The organism is Sulfitobacter profundi (assembly GCF_042661425.1).
Lineage (GTDB): Bacteria > Pseudomonadota > Alphaproteobacteria > Rhodobacterales > Rhodobacteraceae > Sulfitobacter > Sulfitobacter profundi.
Map to the genome: position 1 here is coordinate 248460 of NZ_JBHSWA010000001.1, position 20254 is coordinate 268713.

Sequence of the window (20254 nt, forward strand, 5' to 3'; positions counted from 1 at the left end):
GTTGTTCCGGCCCGCCCGGAGGCATAGATGTGACGAAACGCAAACGAGGTACACCGATGTTTCAGCTTCCCTTCCCGCTTCACGATGCCAACGCCAGCGCGGGGGCAAAAACCTCGGCGATCTGCCGGAATGGGATCTGAGCGACCTTTACACCGCCGAAGACGCGCCCGAACTGAAGCGCGACCTCGACTGGCTAGAGGAAGCCTGCGCGCGTTTTGCCACTGATTACCAAGGCAATCTGGCCGCGCTCGACGCCAAAGGGCTGCTCGATTGTGTGCTGCGCAACGAAAAGATCAATCAGGTCGCGGGGCGCATCATGTCCTACGCGGGCCTGCGCTATTACCAGCAGACGACGGATTCAGGCCGGGCCAAGTTCATGTCCGACTGCCAAGAGAAAATCACCGATTACACCACGCCGCTGGTCTTTTTCACGCTGGAACTGAACAAACTGCCCGACGATCACCTTGCCAAGCTCTTGGACGAAAACCCGGATCTGGCACGCTACAAACCCGTCTTCGACCGTATCCGCGCCATGAAGCCCTATCAACTGTCGGATGAAATGGAGAAATTTCTGCACGACCTCGGCGTGGTCGGCGATGCTTGGGAGCGGATGTTCGACGAGACAATCGCCGGGCTGGAATTCGAAGTCGACGGCGAGACGCTCAACATCGAAGGCACGCTGAACCTCTTGACCGACCCCGACCGCAACAAGCGCGAAGCGGGCGCGCGAGAACTGGCCGATGTGCTGGGCCGCAACATCCGCACCTTCGCCCGCGTCCATAACACGCAGGTGAAAGAGAAAGAGGTCATCGACCGCTGGCGCGGCATGGAGACACCGCAGACCGGGCGGCACCTCAGCAACCATGTCGAGCCCGAGGTGGTCGAAGCGCTGCGCAACGCCGTGGTCGAAGCCTATCCGAAGCTGAGCCACCGCTACTATGAGCTGAAGCGCAAGTGGCTCGGCCTTGATGTGATGCAGGTCTGGGACCGCAACGCGCCGCTGCCGATGGAAGACCCCAAGGTGGTCGACTGGGCGCAGGCCGAAGCGACCGTGATGGAAGCCTATACCGCCTTTGACCCGCGCATGGGCGAGTTGGCCAAGCCGTTCTTCACCAAGGGCTGGATCGACGCGGGTGTGAAACCGGGCAAAGCACCGGGCGCCTTCGCGCATCCCACCGTGACCGACGTGCATCCCTATGTGATGCTGAACTACCTCGGCAAACCGCGCGACGTGATGACGCTGGCGCATGAGTTGGGCCATGGCGTGCACCAAGTGCTGGCCGCCGATCAGGGCGAGATGCTGTCCTCGACCCCGCTGACACTGGCCGAGACCGCCTCCGTGTTTGGCGAGATGCTTACCTTCCGCAAGATGCTCGACAAGGCCAAGACACAGGCCGAGCGCAAGGTGCTGCTGGCGGGCAAGGTCGAGGACATGATCAACACGGTCGTGCGCCAGATCGCCTTTTATGATTTCGAGTGCAAATTGCACGAAGCGCGCCGCGGCGGGGAGCTTACGCCCGACGACATCAACGCGCTGTGGATGAGCGTTCAGGCCGAGAGCCTTGGGCCAGCATTCGAGTATATGGACGGCTATGAGACCTTCTGGGCCTATATCCCGCATTTCGTGCATTCGCCCTTCTACGTCTATGCCTATGCCTTTGGCGACGGGCTGGTGAACGCGCTCTACGCAGTCTACGCCGAGGGCGAGGAAGGCTTTGAAGAGAAGTATTTCGATATGTTGAAAGCAGGCGGCTCGAAACACCACAAGGAGCTTCTGGCCCCCTTCGGGCTTGATGCCTCTGACCCCGCCTTCTGGGACAAGGGACTGTCGATGATCTCTGACATGATCGACGAATTGGAAGCGATGGAGGACTGATGTCCCTCGCCGAGCGCATGAAGGACAGGTTCGCGCCGTTCTTTGCTTGGGTCCAAAGGCGGATCCCGCCCGGGTTCAGGTTTGCGCTCGGCCTGCTGCTGATCTGCGGCGGCATCCTTGGGTTCTTGCCGATCCTCGGCTTTTGGATGCTGCCGCTTGGTTTCATGGTGGCGGCGATGGATGTGCGGTTGTATCGGCGCTGGCGCTCTCTTCGGCGTCGGCGCCGGGCAATCCGCTCCTAACCTCACTTCAACTGGCTGTCTTTCGACCCGCGCCGGTTTATCCCGCCGCGCATCTGCGCCTGCCCGTCCCGGTCGCGCACGCAATCAATGCAAAGTTTCACCCCCGGCAGAGCAATACGTCGTGCTTCGGGGATAGGCTCTTCGCATTCCGCGCAATGGGTCAGGCTCTCACCCACCGGCGCGCGGCGGGCTTTCAGCCGTGCCAATTCGTCCGATATGGATGCTTCGATCTGTTCGCTTACCGCGCCATCACGCGCCCATCCGCCTGCCATGTCACGCCCTCCTGTTGCTATGCTCATCATTGATATGGCGCCCGCGGGCCGCATTTCACGGACCTGCGCCCGACATCTATGCCAAGCCCTCGCTGCCCTCATCAGAGTGTAACAAATGGGGGGCCTGCGCGAATATACAAGGTTCACAGGCCGAGCCGATGCGCCGGAGGATAATTGCGCGAAACGCGACCGTACCGCCTGCCCGACATAAAAAAACACCCCCATAAGGGGTGCAGTTGCTAGGCATTGGACTGTGCGTCAAGCAGCACGCAGGGTCGTATCTCCTTCATTTTGACGATTGATCAGGACGGACAGGGTAACGGCACTTTGAATGAGCCGTTGGCGAAGCTCTTGGCGCTGCCCGGCAGGGCGCAGCGGCACGTTGGTGCGCAGGTACACGGTCTGCGGCATGGCGCGCGGATGGTGCGTATAGGTCACCTCGACCACCGCCTCCACCCTGCCAAAGTCGCGGTCATGGTGGACACTGTGGAAACGCGCGCTGCAAATGTTTAGAACAGCGGGAAATTCATCGGAAGGATGACAGACGGTAACGGGTTCATAGCTGCGCCTACGGCGGATAATGTCACCTGCATTGAGGGACGCGATGGGGCCGGATGTTTCTGGCGCGATGGAGCGGCTTTGCATGTCTAATCCTCTTTCTACTCGCCTGTTCGTTAGTCTTCCCTTTCTGTGGGCTGTTGCGTTCCCTCGGGAGGTTCCGCTGTTGCCCAACCTGTATACATGTTGTCCGATCCAATTGCGGCAAGAATGGGGCAACAACTTGCCGACAATGGGGCAATCGTATAATTCGACAATCTTTTTTCACACGATCTATGCGAATGGAGCGCTTAACCCGCCTTTTCGACCTCTAGGAGCCAGGTCTCCTGAAGGCGGTTCTCGATTGCCTCAGGGAAGTGATCCCGCACTAGGGCAATGGCGTCGCCTGCCGGAAGCCCGGCCCCCATCAGCAACCAAGCTGCAATAAGTCCGCTACGGCCCGCCCCGTATTGGCACGACAGGGCCACCGTCTCCCCCGCATCCAACGCCTGCTCAAAACCGGCCCGACGTTCCGGCCATTGCGTCAGAAAAGCGTCGCCGGGCACATTGAAATCTTGGATCGCCGCGAAAGAAAGCCTCAGGCCAAGGGGTTGAGAAACTTTGGAAATCAAAGGAAACGCCCCCTCGGGAAGCTCTGCTTCCTCAGTCAGGATGAGCAATTGACGCGCGCCGGTCGCGCGCAACCCTTCCAAGGTTTCGGCCATTTGATGCGGATCAAGATAGGCAGAGCCATCGACATGGGTCAGCAGCCCCGGAAAGCCAGTCATCGCCAGATGCCCCCACGCGGGGTCGGGATGACGGCGCGTATCGAGGTCGCTTCGGGATCGAAAAAAGGCAGAACGACAGACATGACAGCATCCATAAAATTTGAGTAAGCGCAGCGACACCTGTATACATGTTAGTCAGGCAAGATGTGAACAGACCGAAGGATGCCGGGCAATGCTCAACCAAGTCAAATCCAGCACTGCGATTGCTGACACGCTCCGGGCGGATATCTGCCTGAATCGCGACATTGCGGATGGTATGTTGCACGAGATGGCCTTGGCGCAGCGGTTTGGCGTCTCCCGCACGCCCATCCGACAAGCGCTGCAACGGTTGGCCTATGAGCGGATGATCGCCGTTAAATCCGGTGTAGGCTCTGTCGTGACGCCCTTGGAGGAGTCGATGCGCGCTGACGATATCTGCGCAGCAGCGGCGATTATTGAGGCCGCAGCCAAATGCGCGCCCTCTAGCCCTGCGCCGCCCACGCAATTCATGTCGCTGGCCGGGCTTTTGGGGATGATGGACATCAGCCAGCTGGACCAAGCCGAGGCGTTTTTCGAGATACGCGCCCAGCTTTTGAATGCCTTATCCGAGATGATCGAGAACCCGATCCTCAGTGATGCTTTTCGCGCGGCCTATTGGCGTCTGATCAGGTGGTCCCTGCGGGATTTCGAGACCCAGCCACAGGCCCAGATTGCGCATCTGCGTGAAGTGTTGCAAACCGCGGCCCGCGCGATGAAGAGCGGCACCCTTGCCGCCTGCTTTGAACAGATTGCCGAAATTGAAAGCAGGGTTGCCGAACCGAGCCAGACGTAAAAAAGCCCCGCTCCTGGGAGCGGGGCCATCTATGTTAAGTTAGCCTAGAATTAGCTGGCCGCCATCATGCCTTTTTCCTTCGCCAAGTCGCGCATGCGCTTCTGCAACTTTTCAAAAGCACGCACTTCGATTTGGCGAATACGTTCGCGGCTGACATCATATTGCGACGACAGGTCTTCCAAAGTGACCGTTTCATCCGACAGGCGGCGTTGGGTCAGAATGTCCTTTTCACGGTCGTTCAACACGTCCAAGGCTTCGGCCAACATCTCACGCCGGGTTTCCAACTCGTCACGTTCGGCATAGTCGCCCGCTTGGTCGGCGTCTTCGTCCTCCAACCAATCTTGCCACTGCATCGTGCCTTCGCCTTCGGACCCGACGGTGGCGTTGAGCGAGGCATCCCCGCCCGACATCCGCCGGTTCATCGAAACGACTTCAGCTTCGGTCACGCCCAGTTGGGTCGCAATCTCTGTCACATTCTCGGGGCGCAGATCGCCTTCTTCCAGGGCACCGATCTTGTTCTTTGCCTTACGCAGGTTGAAAAACAGCTTTTTCTGACCCGAGGTTGTGCCAAGTTTCACCAGCGACCACGACCGCAGGATATACTCCTGAATTGACGCGCGGATCCACCACATCGCGTAGGTCGCAAGGCGGAAGCCCTTCTCCGGATCGAAACGTTTGACCGCCTGCATCAGGCCGACATTCGCCTCCGAGATCACCTCGGACTGCGGCAGCCCATAGCCCCGGTAGCCCATCGCGATTTTCGCGGCAAGACGCAGGTGCGACGTGACCATGCGGTGCGCGGCTTCGGTATCTTGTTCCTCGACCCAACGTTTGGCCAGCATGTATTCTTCCTCAGGCTCCAGCAGTGGGAACTTGCGGATCTCTTGCATATAGCGGTTCAGCCCGCCTTCTGGTGTCGGTGCGGGCAGATTTGCATAATTTGCCATGTCTTGTCCCTTTCCCCAGTTTGATCGGGGCCTATGTTATTTCGCTTAACATGCAATATGGGCGGCCCCCTTCGTGCTTTCAAGACAGAAGCCTTCACGCTTTTGTTCATGGTTGCACAGCTTCTGTGAACAAAACGTAACCAATCCTAGGGCGGTTCCCTGAGGTGGCGGGGTCACGCCGACGGGGTTGCTGGCCCTTCACGAAGCAATTGCAACAGCGCTGCCATATCCGATGGCAAAGGCGCTTCGAAACGCAGGCTTTCGCCCGTCACTGGATGCTCAAACCCCAAAACAGCGGCGTGCAGCGCTTGGCGGGGAAGGCGCGGATGGCGTCGGCGGTGGCCTCGGGCAAGGCCGCTTTGGCCAGCTTGCGCCGCCCGCCATAGGTCGCATCCCCCACCAAACCGTGGCCTGCGTGAGACATATGCACGCGGATCTGGTGCGTGCGCCCCGTTTCCAGCCAGCATTCCAGCAGCGCCAGAACGGGTGGCGTGCCGAAACGCTCAACCGTGCGGGCGCGGGTTACGGCGTGGCGGCCGCCTTGGAACAGCACCGCCTGCCGCTGGCGGTCGGTCTTGTGCCGCGCCAACTGGGTGGTCATGCGCAGGATATTCCCCGCCTCAAAGGACGCGCCTTTGACGCCGCGCAGACGCGGGTCGTTGGCATCCGGCACACCGTAGACAAGCGTTTGGTAGTACCGCTCAACCGTATGTTTTTCGAACTGCGCCGCCAGCCCGTGATGCGCGGCGTCGGATTTGGCGACAACCAGCAACCCCGTGGTGTCCTTATCAATTCGGTGCACGATGCCGGGCCGCTTCATCCCGCCCACGCCCGAGAGATCATCGCCGCAGTGTGCTAACAATGCGTTAACCAGCGTGCCGGAAGGCGACCCCGGAGCGGGATGCACCACCATGCCCGCTGGTTTGTCAATCACGATCAGATCGTCATCTTCGAACACCACCGACAGGGGTATGTCTTCGGGCAGGATGTGGCTTTCCGCCGCCTCTTCGACCGTGATCTGCACCGCCTGCCCTTCGGCCACTTTGGCGCGGGGGTCTTGGACTTTGACACCGTCCAGCGTTACGGCCCCGTCGGCGATCAAACGGCCCAATCGCGTGCGCGACAGGTTCGCTTCCTCTGGCACATCGCGGGCCAGCGCCTTATCAAGACGGGCGGGCGGGCTATCGCCCAGAATGAAATCAATGCGGCGGTGAGACATGGACACGGACAACCCTGATGAACCGGCGAACCTGCGGTTTCTGCGGCGGATGGTGACGGTCTTGACCGTCGTGATGATTGGCGGGGTTCTAGTGCTGATCTTCGTGCTTGTCACCCGTCTGAGCGATCAAGGCCCGACCATGCCGCGCAGTATTTCCCTGCCCGATGGCAGCAGCGCCCAAGCATTTACGCAAGGACGCGGCTGGTATGCGGTGGTGACGGACGCAGATGAAATCCTGATCTTTGACCAGTTGACCGGCGAATTGCGCCAGACGATCCCGATCGAATAATCAGCCGCGGATCGTTTTGGCGAAGGTCGAATAGATCGGCTCGTTGGAGCAGATAATCTCGCCGTGCTGCAGGATATTGCGCTCGGGACGGATCGCCTCGACAAGGCCACCGGCCTCTTTCACGATCAACATGCCTGCGGCCACGTCCCACGGCTTCAAACGGCGCTCCCAGAAACCATCGTAGCGGCCCGAAGCGACGTAAGCCAGATCAAGCGAAGCCGCACCCCAGCGGCGCACACCGGCGCAAACGGGCAGAAGACGGCCCAGATCTTTCAGCGTTTCGGGCAGGTCGGCGCGACCGCCGAAAGGCAGACCCGTGGCAAAGATCGACTCGATCATCCGGTGGCGGCCCGACACCCGCAGACGGCCTTCGTTCATCCAAGCGCCGGTGCCCTTCTCGGCAAAGAACATCTCATCCTTGGCGGGGTCGAAAACCACCCCGGCAACGATTTCGCCCTTATGCTCCAACGCGATGGAGACTGCCCAATGCGGCAGACCGTGCAAGAAGTTGGTCGTGCCATCCAGCGGGTCGACAATCCAACGGCGCGTGGGGTCTTGGCCCTCTTCCTCGCCGCCCTCTTCGGCCAGCCAGCCGTAGGTCGGGCGCGCGCCCATCAGGTCGTCTTTGATGATCTTCTCGGCGCCAATGTCGGCTTTGGTTACGAAATCGCCCGCGCCTTTGACCGAGACCTGAAGGTTCTCGACCTCGCGGAAATCCTTGACCAATGCACGCCCCGCTTTGCGTGCCGCTTTGATCATGATGTTAAGATTCGCACTGCCGATCATTGTTCGCGCCCTTTGATGGATAAGGCGGGACGTATAGGGCGCAAGAGCGCAATTGCCAAGGGGGCAGAAACCTAGGCCGCTGGGGCATTCTTACGCAGCGTGCGGGTTGTTTTAAAAGCACAAGGTGACACCTTGGACCCAAAGCAATCAGCCCGAAGGAAATCCCATGTCCGACCAGATGCAAAAAATCGTCCTCGCCAGCCGCCCTGACGGCGCGCCCACGCCTGAGAACTTCCGTCTAGAGAGCGCGGATATGCCCCAGCCGGGCGACGGGGAAATCTTGGTCGAAGTGCACTACATGTCGCTTGATCCCTATATGCGGGGCCGCATGGATGATGCGAAATCCTACGCGCAGCCCGTGCCTATTGGCGGGCTCATGGAGGGCGGCAGCGTCGGCAAGGTGATCGCCTCCAAAGATCCGAGCTTTAACGTTGGCGATTTTGCCTTTGGTGCCTTTGGATGGGCGACCCACGGCGTTGCCCCGGCCAAGCAGTGCCAAAAGGTCGACGCCGAAGCCGTGCCGATCACCGCCTCGCTTGGTGTGCTGGGGATGCCCGGATTGACCGGTTGGTACGGGCTGAACGAAATCGGCCAGCCGAAAGAGGGTGAGACGCTTGTCGTCGCGGCCGCCACGGGGCCTGTCGGGTCGATCGTGGGGCAGTTGGCCAAGGCCAAAGGGCTGCGCACCGTCGGCATCGCGGGCGGGGCTAAGAAATGCGAGATCGCCACGCGCGACTTCGGCTTTGACGTCTGTCTTGACCACCGCGCCTATGACGACGCCAAATCCCTGCGCGCCGCGTTGAAAGAGGCCGCGCCGGATGGCATTGATATCTATTACGAAAACGTCGGCGGCAAAGTGCTGGATGCGGTACTGCCGCTGATGAACCCGCATGGCCGTATCCCGCTTTGCGGCATGATCGCGTGGTATAACGCAGGCGGGCTTGGTGCCGACGCGGAGGGCGCTGGCCTCACCGCGCCGCGGCTGTGGCGAACAATTTTGGTGAATTTCCTCACCGTGCGCGGCTTCATCATCTCGAACCACTGGAACCGCATGCCGGAGTTCCACCGCGAGGTGGCCCCGATGGTCGCGGCTGGACGTGTAAAAGTGAAAGAGGACATCACCGAGGGGCTGGAGAATGCGCCGCAGGCGTTCATCGACATGCTGAATGGCGGCAACACTGGCAAGGCAATCGTTAAGGTGAAGTAAGCCTTGCGCCTACCTTTGGCCCGGAATCAAGCCGCAGGCGCCGGGCCATCGCCTGCCCGTCCCCCGGGTAGGCGATTTGATGAGGCAAGGCGCTGCCCCTCAGCAACCCTCAGGCCCGCTGCAACTTCCGCGCCTCTTGCCCGGCCAGTTTCAACAACTCATCCATAAACGGTTTGCCCAGATCATCCTTGCGCACCGCCGCATACAGCCGCCGCGTTATGCCCTGTGCCGTCAAAGGCCGCGTGACGTAATCCGACGAATATTTCACCTCGCGCACCACCCAATCGGGCAGGACCGACACCCCGCGATTGGACGCCACCAATAGCAAGATCACCGCCGTTAGCTCGACCTGCCGGATCGCTGCAGGCTCGACCTTGGCGGGGATCAACAACTGGCTGAACACATCCAGTCGCGTCCGTTCCACCGGGTAGGTAATGAGCGTCTCACCACGAAAATCAGCCGCCTCCACAAAGGGTCTCTCGGCCAGAGGGTGGCTTTGCGACGCCACGAAAACCGGATTGTAATCAAAGAGTTCGACAAACTCGACCCCCGGCAGTTCTTCGGGATCCGATGACACCACCAGATCAACCTCTTCGCGCAGCAGAGCGGGCAGCGCGTCAAATGCCAGACCGGGGCGGATATCGACATCAACATCCTGCCAATGCCGCCGGAACTGCTCCAACACCGGGAAAAGCCACTCGAAACAGGCGTGGCATTCAATGGCAATATGCATCCGCCCCGTGCTGCCTGCCCGCAGCCCCGAGAATTCATCTTGCAAGGCTTCGACCTGTGGCAAGACCTGCTGCGCCAGTTTCAACAACCTCTGCCCGGCGGGCGACAGCTTCAACGGTTTTGAGCGCCGGACAAACAACTCAACCCCCGCCTGATCCTCCAAGCCCTTCACCTGATGACTTAACGCCGATTGCGTGATATTCATCTGATCCGCCGCGCGGGCCAGCCCGCCCGCCTCGTGAATGGCCTTGATTGTGCGCAGGTGACGGAACTCAATGTGCATGTGAGGCATTACTCATGTTCAAGATGAATGTTATGAGTTTGTCTCACAAGGCTAGATATGAGACAAGACGTGAAACCGCCAAAAGGATCTCTCAATGACCACGCCTGCCGTTTCCTTCGAAGTCTTCCCGCCCCGCACCGTCGGCGCGGCGTTCAAACTGTGGGATGCAGCTCAGGCGCTGGCCCCACTGGCGCCGCGTTTCTTCTCGGTCACCTATGGCGCGGGTGGCACGACCCGGGATCTGACCCATGATTCGGCACATGTGCTGCACCGTACCTCCGGTCTGCCTGTCGCCGGGCACCTGACATGCGTGGGGGCCAGCCGCGCGGAAACCATGGAAGTCGCCGATAAATTCGCCGAAGCGGGCATCAAAGACATCGTCGCCCTGCGCGGCGATCCGCAGGCGGGCACCGACAAATTCGCGCCCCACCCCGAAGGTTTTGCCGATAGCTGCGAGTTAATCGAGGCGCTGGCGAAAACCGGCAAATTCACCATCCGAGTGGGCGCCTACCCCGACCCGCACCCCGAAGCGGCCGACCAGCAGGCCAATATCGATTGGCTGAAACGCAAGTTCGACGCGGGCGCGGATGAGGCCTTGACCCAGTTCTTCTTTGAAGCCGATACCTTTCTGCGCTTCCGCGACGCCTGCGTCAAAGCAGGCATTGACAAACCGATCACGCCGGGCATCCTGCCAGTGGTGAATTGGACCTCAGCCCGCAAATTCGCCGTCAAATGTGGCACGCCCATCCCGGAATGGGTCGACCAAGCCTATGAAGCGGCGATCCGCGATGACCGTCATGACCTGCTGGCCCAAGCCATGTGCACCGAACTGTGCAGCGAATTGATCGACGAGGGCGTGGACGCACTGCATTTCTACACGCTCAACCGCGCCGAACTGACCCGCGATGTTTGCCGCGCCATCGGTGTGACACCGCAGGTTGATCTGTCGGACGTCGCGTAAACTTGGCACCTCGGGCGCAGGGGCTTGCCCCTGCCCCCTCGGGCGTATCCTCCGGCGAAATTCATCTGCCGGAGAAGACCATGCCCCGCATCGCCCAAAGCCCTGCTGACCTTTTGTCCCAATCCGAGGCCCTGAAACTGTCGGGGCTGGAGTTCATGCAGGCCATCCTCGACGGCACCAACCCCGGCCCGCCCATCGGCCAAACCATGGGCTATGCGCTGCATTCGGTCGAAGAGGGCCGCATCATCTTTCGCGGCGCGCCGAGCTTCGCCATGACCAACCCGATGGGCACGGTGCATGGCGGCTGGTACGGCACGCTGCTCGATCGGCGATGGCCTGCGCGGTGATGACGAAAGTGCCGCGCGGCTCGGTCTATACCACTTTGGAATACAAGATTAATATCCTGCGGGGCCTGCCCTTGGGGATGGAGATCGACTGCATCGGCGTGACCGATCACGTAGGCCGCTCCACCGGTGTGGCGCATGGTGAAATACGCGGGGTCGAGGATGGCAAACTCTATGCCACCGGCTCAACCACCTGCATCGTGATGAAGTTGGGCTAACGCCATCCATGAAAAAACCCCGGCGTGGACGGCGCCACGCCGGGGTCAAAACTCTTTCGGCAAAGAGTTAACCGTTCAGATCAGTCCCAGAAACCTTCGTCAACGCTGGGCAGCGCTTCCAGTTCTTCTTCGCTCAGGCGGGTGACATAGGCATAGGTTTGGTCGTCGACCGCCACGAGGTTCACGTCGGGCGTCGAAATCATGACATGTTTGTCACCAATATCGAGGAAACCACCGACTTCGGCCACGATACCGACCATTTGGCCGTTTTTGGAAAGAACGATGTCTTCGATCTCACCGATCTCGTTCCAGTCGGTGCCGATTTCGGAATATGCCGTGTTGGGGCTCCATTCGTCGCCGGCTTCGTTGATGGTGAAGATCTCTCCACCGGTGATATCCCGCGAGCGGATCAGATCGCCGCGCATCTCGTTCATCGCCACACTGTCGAGGTTGGAATGGTCGACCATATGGGCCTCTGCGAAAGCGGCGGTGCCTGCGATTGTTAGGGCAAGGGTGCTGGCTGTGAGCGTTTTCATGTCTCTCTCCTCTTTCGTTAATTGCTGTGGTTACAACGAAAGCTGCGAATTAACGTTCCAGAAAAAGCTAAAATTAACTATGGATTAGGGCGGAAACGCTGGTGCGGCACCGCGCGGCCAGCCCTCGCGGACAGGTGCCAGCCTCGCTGGAAAGAGTGACCGATGTACTAAAGGGGGGATGGTACCACCTCCTGGTCTCGAACCAGGGACCTCTTGATCCACAATCAAGCGCTCTAACCAACTGAGCTAAGGCGGCACTGGGGCGGATTTAGCGCCCGTGGCAGAGGAATGCAAGACCTCAGGGACAGAAGAATGGTCGGTTTTGGGCAGAATTTTCGCGTCATCCCGAGCGTCACCTTTTCCGGGGAAACTTCGGCGGCTGGCCATTGGTTCTTGCGCCCCTGCCCTTAAACCTCGCCTTCTTCAGTCCGCTCGGCTCAGAGGTGTGCCAGAAAACGGCATTGTAGCCCACCACGCGCCGCATAGAAGGTCAGCGTTTCCCGCCGGCATCCGCGCCTTGCCGAATCCCGGTCCCCAAAGCCCCGCAACACCGCAAGATCCCTTGCCTTTTCTGCCACGCCGCGCTAGCGATAAGCCCCACCAAACCGGAGGCTCCCATGGGCATCGACACCGAACGCGATATCGAAGCAAACCTGCAAATCGGCCCGACCGACAAAGGCATGGTCCGCCTTTTTGTCGAAGGGGACGGCGTTGAAATTCCGATGGATTTCACGCCCGAGGAAGCCCGCGAAATCGCCGAAGAAATCATGGCCGCAGCGAACCGCGCGGGAAAAAAGGGGCGCTAAGCCCCTTTGAGGGAACGGTAGCCTGCAGGGCATTGCGTTCTTCCAGCGCTCTGCCAAGGCACCCTTTCGAAGCAAAAACTGCGCCCGGCCCCACAATCAAGACCAGTTCGGCACCATATCTGGATCGCGCAGCCGATGCAGGCGCCGGGCGGCATGGGTCGCGAATTTTTGCACCATCACCTTGCGCCGGGCGGGCGCAAGTTTGGTCTCATCGCTCATCCGAACGATCTCGGCCCCATAGGCGTCACCGATGATAAGACCGCTGTCCTCCGGCAGCAGCTCGACCGGAAAATCACTGTCGACGGCCCAAAAGAACCGGTCCGCCCATTCCAAATAGCCCTCCCATTTTGCATCACCCATGAAATCGGCGCGGCAGGATTTACATTCGACGATCCAAATCTCCCCCTTGGGGCCAAGTGCCATCACGTCCACCCGCAGGCCGCGCGTTGGCACCAGTTCCTCAACAGAGGCGAAACCCAGATCGGCCAAATGCCGCATCACCCCCCGCGCCAGAAGCTGACCGGGTTGGAACTGTCGTATCTCGTTTTCCATCATAGCGACAAATATGAACATTTGGTGAACATTCGCAAGAGCCCAAACCGGAAAGTTTGGTATTTCCCGCACAACCCCCTATCTTCAAACAAGCAAAGCGAGGGGGCCCATGGCACAACGCGAACCGATGAGTGAGACACAGGCGCGCGGGGTGCGCTATGCCCGTGAATTGGAGGGCCATTTGACATGGCTCGACACATTCTCAGGCACGGCGCTTGGTGTCCTCGCCGTGGCCTCGGGCATCTACACCTACCTTGGCGTTTCCTCACTGCTTGATGACAACGGCGCCATGTCGGCCTTTGCCGCGATCGCCTATTCCGTGGCGGTTTCGGTCGGTATCTTCGTCTTTTGGTCCTATCTCCTGCGGCTCTTCCCTGCCGTGCGCACGACACGGGCGCGGATGGGGCTTTTGGGGGCGATGGGTCTCGGCTCCGTGGCGATCATCGCGATGTCGAGTTGGCTGAACGCCGCGGCGCTGGCCGGGTCGGCGGCGGTCGAACAGCATCTGGCCGAAACGGTGCAAGACTACCAAGGCGCGCTAGAACGCACCCATGAAATTGCCCTTTCCGCACAAGGGCTTGAGCGTGACGTGGCGCGGGTTAGACAGAGTTTCGAGGACCTGAGCGAACAAGAGGCCGCGGGCAGCCTTTCGGGCCTTGCCGGGCGCGGCGCGGTGTTCCGTGTCCTGCGGCAGAAATCGGCGGAATTGGCAGGGCTAGAGGCGCAGATCGCCACGCAGACCCCGCTGGTGAATGACGCCTTTGCAGAGGGCAACCAAATCCTCAGCCGGATGCGCGCGCTGACGGTAGAGCCCGGCCCGGTCCAAGCACGCTCGGTCGAGTTTTCCGAACAGGCCGTGCGCCTTGCCGGTCTGATCACCCGTTTGCGGCAACTTTCGGTCGCACCACTGGTTGAACGCGCGGCGCAGGATTTGGCGGCCTCCGTCGTGCTGCCGGAACTGGACGGCAGCAACGAAGAACAGCGCGGGGCGCAGGGCGCAACGATCACCTCGGTGCTCGAAGTGCTGGCGCAGCGCGCAGCGACATTGGAACGCGCGGCGCAGGATGTGCAGGCCATGCCGCCCGCCGCCGACACGACCTATACCCCGATTTCCAGCGCCGATGCGGTGATCCTCTATGCGCGCAACTTCGTACCCTCTTGGGCCGGTGCGATTGCGATTGACCTGTTGCCCGCCGTGCTGGTGATGATCCTCGCCATTACCCAAGGCGCGATCCGCTCTGGCCGCGAGGGGGCCGCGGTCGAAGACACGCTGACCCTTGCCGAGCTGCGCGCAGCACTGGCCGCCGTGCGCGATGTCGATGTGGCGATGCAAGAAAGCCCCGCCCACAAACGCCCCACCGCCGAAGCCGCCCCTTTGCCCAATGAGAGCGTGCGTGAAGACGCTCCCGGCCACGTCACGCCGATAAAAAGCACATGAGCGAGGAGACTTCGGAAGAAATGGAAGGCACCCGCCGCCCGCCCATCGTCGGGCGGGTGCTGATCGGCGTGCTGATCTTTCAACTGGGCCTCGCGGTGCTGCTGTTCTGGGGCGATTTAGGCGAAGGACTGCGCCTGCCCGGCTTTGGCCCGCGCGCACCGGAACTGACCGAGCCCATCCGCCCCGGCGACCAGACCCGCCGCTTTCGCCCCGATCGCGCGCCAAATCCCGGCCAGCCGATGCCCGATACCGCCCTGCCCGACCGGCTGATCCTGACGCCCGTCTCTGGCGGTCGCGCGGCATTGTTAGAAGGCACCATCGAAGCAGGCGATGCAGAGCGGATCGCCAAGCAATTGGCGGAGCTTACCCCCGCGCCCGAGGAAATCTATCTCAACTCCCCCGGCGGGTCGGTCCGCGATGCGCTGGAACTGGGCCGCTACCTGCGCCGCGAAGGGTTTGACACCGCGCTGCGTGAGGGCGACATCTGCTATTCCGCCTGCCCCTACCTGCTGGCCGCAGGCGAGGCACGCACTGTCCCCGACAGCGCCTCGGTCGGGGTGCATCAGCACTACTTTGGCGAAAGCACGATCCTGCCCGCCTTTGTCGCCGTTGAGGATATCCAACGCGGCCAAGGAGAGGTGATGCGCTATCTGGATGACATGGGGGTAGACCCGCTGGTGATGCAGCATGCGCTGGTCACCCCGCCCGATGAAATCTACGTGCTGCTGCCGGAAGAGTTACGCCGCTATGGCTTTATCCCTTCTGAGGACTGAGCGGAGCGCAGAAGTTTTGCAAATCCACCTTCGCCCCCTTGCCGCAGCCCCCCATGGACCCTACATCGGGGGTCGACGGGTTCTGCCCTGTTCGTGAACGTTACATTCCAGTGGCCTTAAGCAAATCCGAGGGAGCTGGCTCTGTCCGAGCCCTGGTTCGGTTACCTGGCGCCCACCTGTACATACAGGTCCTCGGGAATATAAAACAGCAGCGGCAGGCGCGGTTCCCGTCACTTTTCCCAAGATAATGATGTGGTTGATGGCCCCTCGGGGCCACTTTCCCTTGCGTTTAAAACGCTTCGGGACGGGCCTCGCGTGCCATGTGGTCGAGCACGGCGTTCACAAAGCTCGGCTCGCGCCCTTCGGGGAAGAACGCATGCGCCACGTCGACATATTCCTTGATCACCACGCGCGGCGGCGTCTCATCATGGCGGAACTCGGCACCGGCGGCGCGGAACAGTGCACGCAGGGTCGGGTCGATCCGGGCGATGGCCCATTTGGCGACGATGGCACGGTTGGCCATCTGGTCGATCGGTGCCTGATAGTTCACCGCATCTTCAAGCACGCGAGAGAAGTGATCGACATCCCCTCCTGCATTTCGTCGCCCTCATAGACGGCGCCGAAACGGTGGTCGATGAACTCGTGACGCACGACATCGACCGTCTGCGCGGAATGTTCCATCTGGAACAGCGCCTGCACGGCATAGAGCCGCGAGGCCGACTTCATCTTACGTTTCTGATTGCCCGAAAGCGCGTTGCTGGTCATGCGAGGTTTGATCCATCCGTGTCGCCGGCCATCAAAGTGTCCTGCCCGAATGGCTTGAACCCGATGCCCTTGCTCTGGCGGCCCCATTTACGAGCGAGCGCGATAAGATGCAAGGCCGCAGCCGCCGCACCGCCACCTTTGTTTTGCCCCTCAGGGTCGGCGCGAACTTCGGCCTGTTTCTTGTTCTCGACTGTCAGGATGCCGTTGCCGATGCAAAGCCCTTGCAGACCAAGCAGTTGCAGGGCGCGGCTGCTGTCGTTGCAGACGGTTTCATAATGCGTCGTCTCGCCACGGATCACGCAGCCAAGCGCGACATAGCCGTCAAAATTGCTGCCTCGGTCGGAAATGCCGATGGCGGTGGGGATTTCCAGCGCGCCGGGCATCTCGACGACCTCATAGGCGGCACCTGCAGCCTCAAGCTCGGCCTTGGCGCCGGCCAGCATGCCGCCCGCAATGTCCGAGTAATAGGGCGAAACGACGATCAGCAGCTTCACCGGCTCATCAAATTCCGGGCGCGGCAGGATGGTGTGTTCTTCGGCGGAAGCCATGGCGATTACTCCGTGGTGATGGGCCGGGTGCCCACGATTTCCAGCGCATAGGCATCAAGGCCCAGATAGCGCGTGTCGGGATTGTCGGTCAGCAGGACCAGTTCATGCAGGCCCATCGACGACAGGATCTGCGCGCCCAGCCCGGTGCGTTTGATCGTGCGCGGGCGCTCATCGTCTTCTGCATCCAGCCGCAGACGCGGGTAAGGGTCGCGGAACAGCACCACGGCCCCCGCCCTTCATCGGCGATGATCTGCATCGCGCGGGGCAATTCATCCGCCGGGCTGGGGCCAAGGCCCAGAATGTCTTCCAGCGCGTTGATCGCATGGGTCCGGATCAGCACCGGCTCGGGGGTTGAGATATCGCCCTTGGTCAGCACCACATGGTCAGTGCCCGTGATTTCGTCAGAGAAGACCCGCATCTGCCAGTCTCCACCATAAGCCGAGGTCACGGTGCGGCTGTCCCGCTCAACCAGCAGGTTGTCGTGTTTGTGGCGGTAGGTGATTAGATCGCTGATCGTGCCGATCTTAAGCTTATGCTCGGCGGCGAATTCCACCAAATCCGGCAGACGCGCCATTTCGCCATCATCTTTCATGATCTCGCAGATCACGCCCGAAGGATGCAGGCCAGCAAGCCGCGAAATATCGACCGCCGCTTCGGTATGTCCGGCACGCACCAGCACGCCACCATCGCGGGCGCGCAGTGGGAAGACATGGCCGGGGGTCGCGATATCCGCCGAGCCGGCTTGCTCAGAGATCGCCACCGCCACGGTCAGCGCACGGTCTGCCGCAGAAATGCCCGTGCTCACGCCTTCGCGTGCTTCGATGCTGACGGTAAAGGCCGTTTCATGCCGAGACGAATTGTTCACCGCCATCATCGGCAGGCCCAGATGATCAACCCGCGCTGAGGTCATCGGCAGGCAAATCAACCCGCGCCCATGGGTCGCCATGAAATTGATCGCCGCGGCATCGGCAAACTGCGCCGGGATCACCAGATCGCCTTCGTTCTCGCGGTCCTCATGGTCCACCAGAATGAACATGCGACCTTGGCGCGCGTCTTCGATGATGTCTTCGATCGGCGAAATCGCGTCGCTCAGCCCTGTCTCGACCGGTCCGGGTTTGTCAAATTGCATCGGCTGCTTCCATCTATCTGTTGCCCGGCTCTTAGCCTGACCTGCGCCGCTTGGCCAGAGCGTGCCCCGAAGGGCGCTGCGTTACATCTCGTTCAGACGTGCCACATACCGCGCCAGCGTGTCGATTTCGAGGTTGACCAGATCGCCAACCCTGGCGTCACCCCAAGTGGTCACCTCTTTGGTATGCGGAATGAAGTTGATGCCAAAATCGCAGCCTTCGACGTCATTCACCGTCAGCGAGGTGCCGTTCAGCGCCACGGAACCCTTGGGCGCGATGAACCGCGCCAAATCCTTCGGCGCGCGCAGCGTCACGCGGGTGCTGTCGCCCTCATCTTTCATCTCGATGATCTTGGCCACGCCATCGACATGGCCCGAGACGATATGCCCGCCCAGCTCATCGCCCACCTTCAACGCGCGTTCAAGGTTCACGCGCCGCCCTTCGGCCCAATGCTGGCCTAGGTTGGTCTTGGCCACCGTCTCGGCGCTGATCTGTACCTCGTACCAATCATCGCCCAGCCCCACGACCGTCAGGCAGACCCCGTCGCTGGCGATTGACGCGCCCATGTCGATGCTGCTGGTGTCATAGCCGGTCTGAATGCGCGCGCGCAGGTCGCCTTCCTGTTCCAGCTTGGTCACGCTGCCAACGTCTGTGATAATGCCGGTGAACATGGATAGGCTCCTTTGCTGTTTGGCGCAGTGGTAAACCCGCGCACCGCCACAGGCAAGAGCGGGTGACGCCACATTGTCGCCCCTATTATATGGTGGTTAAGGGTAAAACACGCCGATTTAGGACCCGTATGACCGTGACCGCTGCCCCCGCCCGCACCTTCCTGTTCCTGCAAGGCCCGCATGGGCCTTTCTTCAACAGTCTGGGCAAGATGCTGCGCCGGGCGGGCGCTGAGGTCTGGCGCGTAGGGTTCAACGCGGGCGACCGGGCCTTTTGGTTTCATCCGTCGACCTACATTCCCTATCGCGGCACGGTCGAGGAGTGGCCGAGCGTTTTCGCCACCCTGTTAGAGCAAAAACAGGTCACCGACATCGTGCTTTATGGTGACACACGGCCCATCCACGCCGAAGCGGTGGCCGAGGCCAAGCGCCGCGGCATCACCGTGCATGTTTTCGAGGAAGGCTATATGCGGCCCTATTGGGTCACCTATGAGCGCGGCGGCTCAAACGGCAACTCGCGCCTGATGGAGATGACCATTCCGCAGATGCAGGCCGCGCTGGCGCGCTCGGACATGGAAGCCCCCTGCCCCCGGCCACTGGGGCGACATGCGGCACCACATCTTTTACGGCGCGCTTTACCATTGGTTCGTGATGTTCCGAAACGGCGACTACCGCAATTTCAAACCGCACCGCAGCCTGCCGGTGACCAAAGAATTCCGCCTCTACCTGAAACGCCTGCTGCTGATGCCGGTGCTGGCCGCCGACCGTTTGCTGGCGACGCTAAAAATCCGGCTGGGCGGCTTTCCCTATCATCTGGCGCTGCTGCAACTTGAGCATGATTCCTCTTTCCAAAAGCATTCACCCTTCGACACGATGGCCGATTTCCTAGAGTTGGTGATCGAAGGCTTTGCCAAGGGCGCGCCGCAGCACCACCACCTCGTCATCAAGGCGCATCCGTTGGAGGATGGCCGCGTCCCCGTGCGGCGCGATGTCAAACGGCTGGCACGTGCCTTCGGCGTTTCAGACCGGGTGCATTTTGTCCGCGGCGGCAAGCTGGCACAGCTTTTGAACGACACCCGCAGCGCGGTCACGGTGAACTCTACCGCCGGGCAACAGGTGCTTTGGCGCGGCATCCCCCTCAAGGTCTTTGGCCGGGCGGTCTATTCCCAGCCAGAATTCGTGTCGGACCAGCCTTTGCCGGATTTCTTTGCCACGGCCAGCCGCCCCGACAACCGCGCCTATAAGGATTACCGCCGCTATCTGCTTGAAACTTCTCAGGTTCCGGGCGGGTTCTATGCCGCGCGGGGGCGGCGGCAATTGCTGCGCCAAGTGGTCGATATGATGCTCGCGCCCGACGATCCATATGACGCGCTGGAACAGGGCACCGCGGCCCCTCGGCAACAGTTGCGGGTCGTCACCTGAGTTAACCCATTCCGGCCTGTAGATTTTTTCGTTAGGCTGCGCTAAGTTGCAAAGTAATACGCCAAAACAATTGGCGATTTCGAGGCAGATATTTCAGGTCGAGGAGA

Annotated in this window: 18 protein-coding genes, 1 tRNA gene, 1 other RNA gene and 6 pseudogenes; 12 read left to right on the forward strand and 14 right to left on the reverse strand. The window is 60.9% G+C overall.

The genetic code is table 11. The features are described 5' to 3' along the window. Positions 1-56: 56 nt before the first annotated feature. A pseudogene (locus tag ACFQAU_RS01325) lies at positions 57-1876 on the forward strand (M3 family oligoendopeptidase). Continuing rightward, a complete protein-coding gene (locus tag ACFQAU_RS01330; RefSeq protein ID WP_240791650.1) occupies positions 1876-2118 on the forward strand; it encodes a hypothetical protein in 243 nt (80 codons plus the stop codon). The pseudogene ACFQAU_RS01325 and the gene ACFQAU_RS01330 overlap by 1 nt, the downstream one beginning before the upstream one ends. 2 nt (positions 2119-2120) lie before the next feature. On the opposite strand, the gene ACFQAU_RS01335 is transcribed toward ACFQAU_RS01330, so the two are convergent. The 3 genes from ACFQAU_RS01335 to ACFQAU_RS01345 form a co-directional block, all read right to left on the reverse strand. Further along, the gene (locus tag ACFQAU_RS01335) at positions 2121-2390 is read right to left on the reverse strand and encodes a DksA/TraR family C4-type zinc finger protein (protein ID WP_120350693.1); all 270 of its coding nucleotides are present in this window, start codon (positions 2388-2390) and stop codon (positions 2121-2123) included. Positions 2391-2648: 258 nt separating this feature from the next. Then, the gene (locus ACFQAU_RS01340; protein ID WP_120350692.1) at positions 2649-3035 is read right to left on the reverse strand and encodes a hypothetical protein; all 387 of its coding nucleotides are present in this window, start codon (positions 3033-3035) and stop codon (positions 2649-2651) included. 203 nt (positions 3036-3238) lie between these two features. Next, positions 3239-3715, reverse strand: a complete 477-nt coding sequence (locus tag ACFQAU_RS01345; protein WP_386280008.1) for a protein-tyrosine phosphatase family protein — start codon at positions 3713-3715, stop codon at positions 3239-3241. A 172-nt stretch (positions 3716-3887) separates the two neighbouring features. Between ACFQAU_RS01345 and ACFQAU_RS01350 the strand changes: the two genes are divergently transcribed. After that, positions 3888-4526 carry a GntR family transcriptional regulator gene (locus tag ACFQAU_RS01350; RefSeq protein WP_132446104.1) on the forward strand — a complete coding sequence of 213 codons (639 nt, stop codon included), beginning with the start codon at positions 3888-3890 and terminating at the stop codon, positions 4524-4526. A gap of 50 nt (positions 4527-4576) precedes the next feature. Here ACFQAU_RS01350 and rpoH read toward each other — a convergent pair whose 3' ends face one another. Then, positions 4577-5473, reverse strand: a complete 897-nt coding sequence (gene rpoH / locus ACFQAU_RS01355) for an RNA polymerase sigma factor RpoH (RefSeq protein WP_067624486.1) — start codon at positions 5471-5473, stop codon at positions 4577-4579. Positions 5474-5646: 173 nt separating this feature from the next. Then, positions 5647-6692 (reverse strand): annotated as a pseudogene (locus ACFQAU_RS01360) (RluA family pseudouridine synthase). On the opposite strand from ACFQAU_RS01360, the gene ACFQAU_RS01365 reads away from it, so the two are divergent. After that, entirely contained in the window at positions 6691-6981 is a 291-nt protein-coding gene (locus ACFQAU_RS01365) for a DUF6476 family protein (protein WP_120350688.1), read from the forward strand. The pseudogene ACFQAU_RS01360 and the gene ACFQAU_RS01365 sit on opposite strands and share 2 nt — an antisense overlap. On the opposite strand, the gene ACFQAU_RS01370 is transcribed toward ACFQAU_RS01365, so the two are convergent. Continuing rightward, entirely contained in the window at positions 6982-7767 is a 786-nt protein-coding gene (locus ACFQAU_RS01370) for an inositol monophosphatase family protein (RefSeq protein WP_120350687.1), read from the reverse strand. A gap of 166 nt (positions 7768-7933) precedes the next feature. On the opposite strand from ACFQAU_RS01370, the gene ACFQAU_RS01375 reads away from it, so the two are divergent. Next, complete coding sequence (locus ACFQAU_RS01375) at positions 7934-8974, forward strand: NADP-dependent oxidoreductase (protein ID WP_132446106.1); 1041 nt, start codon at positions 7934-7936, stop codon at positions 8972-8974. 109 nt (positions 8975-9083) lie between these two features. Here the strand turns inward: ACFQAU_RS01375 and ACFQAU_RS01380 are convergent, their stop codons facing one another. Next, complete coding sequence (locus ACFQAU_RS01380; protein ID WP_067624470.1) at positions 9084-9989, reverse strand: LysR family transcriptional regulator; 906 nt, start codon at positions 9987-9989, stop codon at positions 9084-9086. Between the two features lie 94 nt (positions 9990-10083). Here ACFQAU_RS01380 and metF point away from each other — a divergent pair, with 94 nt between their 5' ends. Then, positions 10084-10950, forward strand: coding sequence for a methylenetetrahydrofolate reductase [NAD(P)H] (gene metF / locus ACFQAU_RS01385; RefSeq protein ID WP_120350684.1), 867 nt, complete (start codon positions 10084-10086; stop codon positions 10948-10950). Positions 10951-11030: 80 nt separating this feature from the next. Beyond that, positions 11031-11512 (forward strand): annotated as a pseudogene (locus tag ACFQAU_RS01390) (PaaI family thioesterase). A gap of 80 nt (positions 11513-11592) precedes the next feature. On the opposite strand, the gene ACFQAU_RS01395 reads toward ACFQAU_RS01390, so the two are convergent. Then, entirely contained in the window at positions 11593-12048 is a 456-nt protein-coding gene (locus tag ACFQAU_RS01395; protein WP_132446108.1) for a PRC-barrel domain-containing protein, read from the reverse strand. 179 nt (positions 12049-12227) lie between these two features. Then, positions 12228-12304 (reverse strand) — tRNA-His (locus ACFQAU_RS01400). Between the two features lie 361 nt (positions 12305-12665). Between ACFQAU_RS01400 and ACFQAU_RS01405 the strand changes: the two genes are divergently transcribed. Further along, on the forward strand, positions 12666-12854 hold the full coding sequence (locus ACFQAU_RS01405) for a DUF6324 family protein (RefSeq protein WP_067624462.1): 189 nt from the start codon (positions 12666-12668) through the stop codon (positions 12852-12854). A 96-nt stretch (positions 12855-12950) separates the two neighbouring features. Here the strand turns inward: ACFQAU_RS01405 and ACFQAU_RS01410 are convergent, their stop codons facing one another. Beyond that, on the reverse strand, positions 12951-13427 hold the full coding sequence (locus tag ACFQAU_RS01410; protein ID WP_240791651.1) for an MmcB family DNA repair protein: 477 nt from the start codon (positions 13425-13427) through the stop codon (positions 12951-12953). Positions 13428-13515: 88 nt separating this feature from the next. Here ACFQAU_RS01410 and ACFQAU_RS01415 point away from each other — a divergent pair, with 88 nt between their 5' ends. The 3 genes from ACFQAU_RS01415 (at position 13516) to ssrS (ending at position 15848) form a co-directional block, all read left to right on the forward strand. Next, entirely contained in the window at positions 13516-14844 is a 1329-nt protein-coding gene (locus ACFQAU_RS01415; protein WP_120350679.1) for a hypothetical protein, read from the forward strand. Then, positions 14841-15617: a COG3904 family protein gene (locus ACFQAU_RS01420; RefSeq protein WP_206054327.1), complete on the forward strand. Its 777-nt coding sequence runs from the start codon at positions 14841-14843 to the stop codon at positions 15615-15617. Before ACFQAU_RS01415 ends, ACFQAU_RS01420 begins: the two co-directional genes overlap by 4 nt. A 76-nt stretch (positions 15618-15693) precedes the next feature. Further along, positions 15694-15848, forward strand: a non-coding RNA gene (gene ssrS / locus ACFQAU_RS01425) — 6S RNA. Positions 15849-15906: 58 nt separating this feature from the next. Here the strand turns inward: ssrS and nusB are convergent. The 4 genes and pseudogenes from nusB to ACFQAU_RS01445 form a co-directional block, all read right to left on the reverse strand. After that, positions 15907-16382, reverse strand: a pseudogene (gene nusB / locus ACFQAU_RS01430) (transcription antitermination factor NusB). Continuing rightward, positions 16379-16930, reverse strand: a complete 552-nt coding sequence (locus tag ACFQAU_RS01435; protein WP_132446110.1) for a 6,7-dimethyl-8-ribityllumazine synthase — start codon at positions 16928-16930, stop codon at positions 16379-16381. The pseudogene nusB and the gene ACFQAU_RS01435 overlap by 4 nt, the downstream one beginning before the upstream one ends. 5 nt (positions 16931-16935) lie before the next feature. After that, positions 16936-18059: pseudogene (gene ribB / locus ACFQAU_RS01440) on the reverse strand (3,4-dihydroxy-2-butanone-4-phosphate synthase). 81 nt (positions 18060-18140) lie between these two features. After that, the gene (locus ACFQAU_RS01445) at positions 18141-18728 is read right to left on the reverse strand and encodes a riboflavin synthase (protein ID WP_132446114.1); all 588 of its coding nucleotides are present in this window, start codon (positions 18726-18728) and stop codon (positions 18141-18143) included. Between the two features lie 128 nt (positions 18729-18856). Here ACFQAU_RS01445 and ACFQAU_RS01450 point away from each other — a divergent pair. Beyond that, positions 18857-20147: pseudogene (locus tag ACFQAU_RS01450) on the forward strand (capsule biosynthesis protein). Positions 20148-20254: the final 107 nt, after the last annotated feature.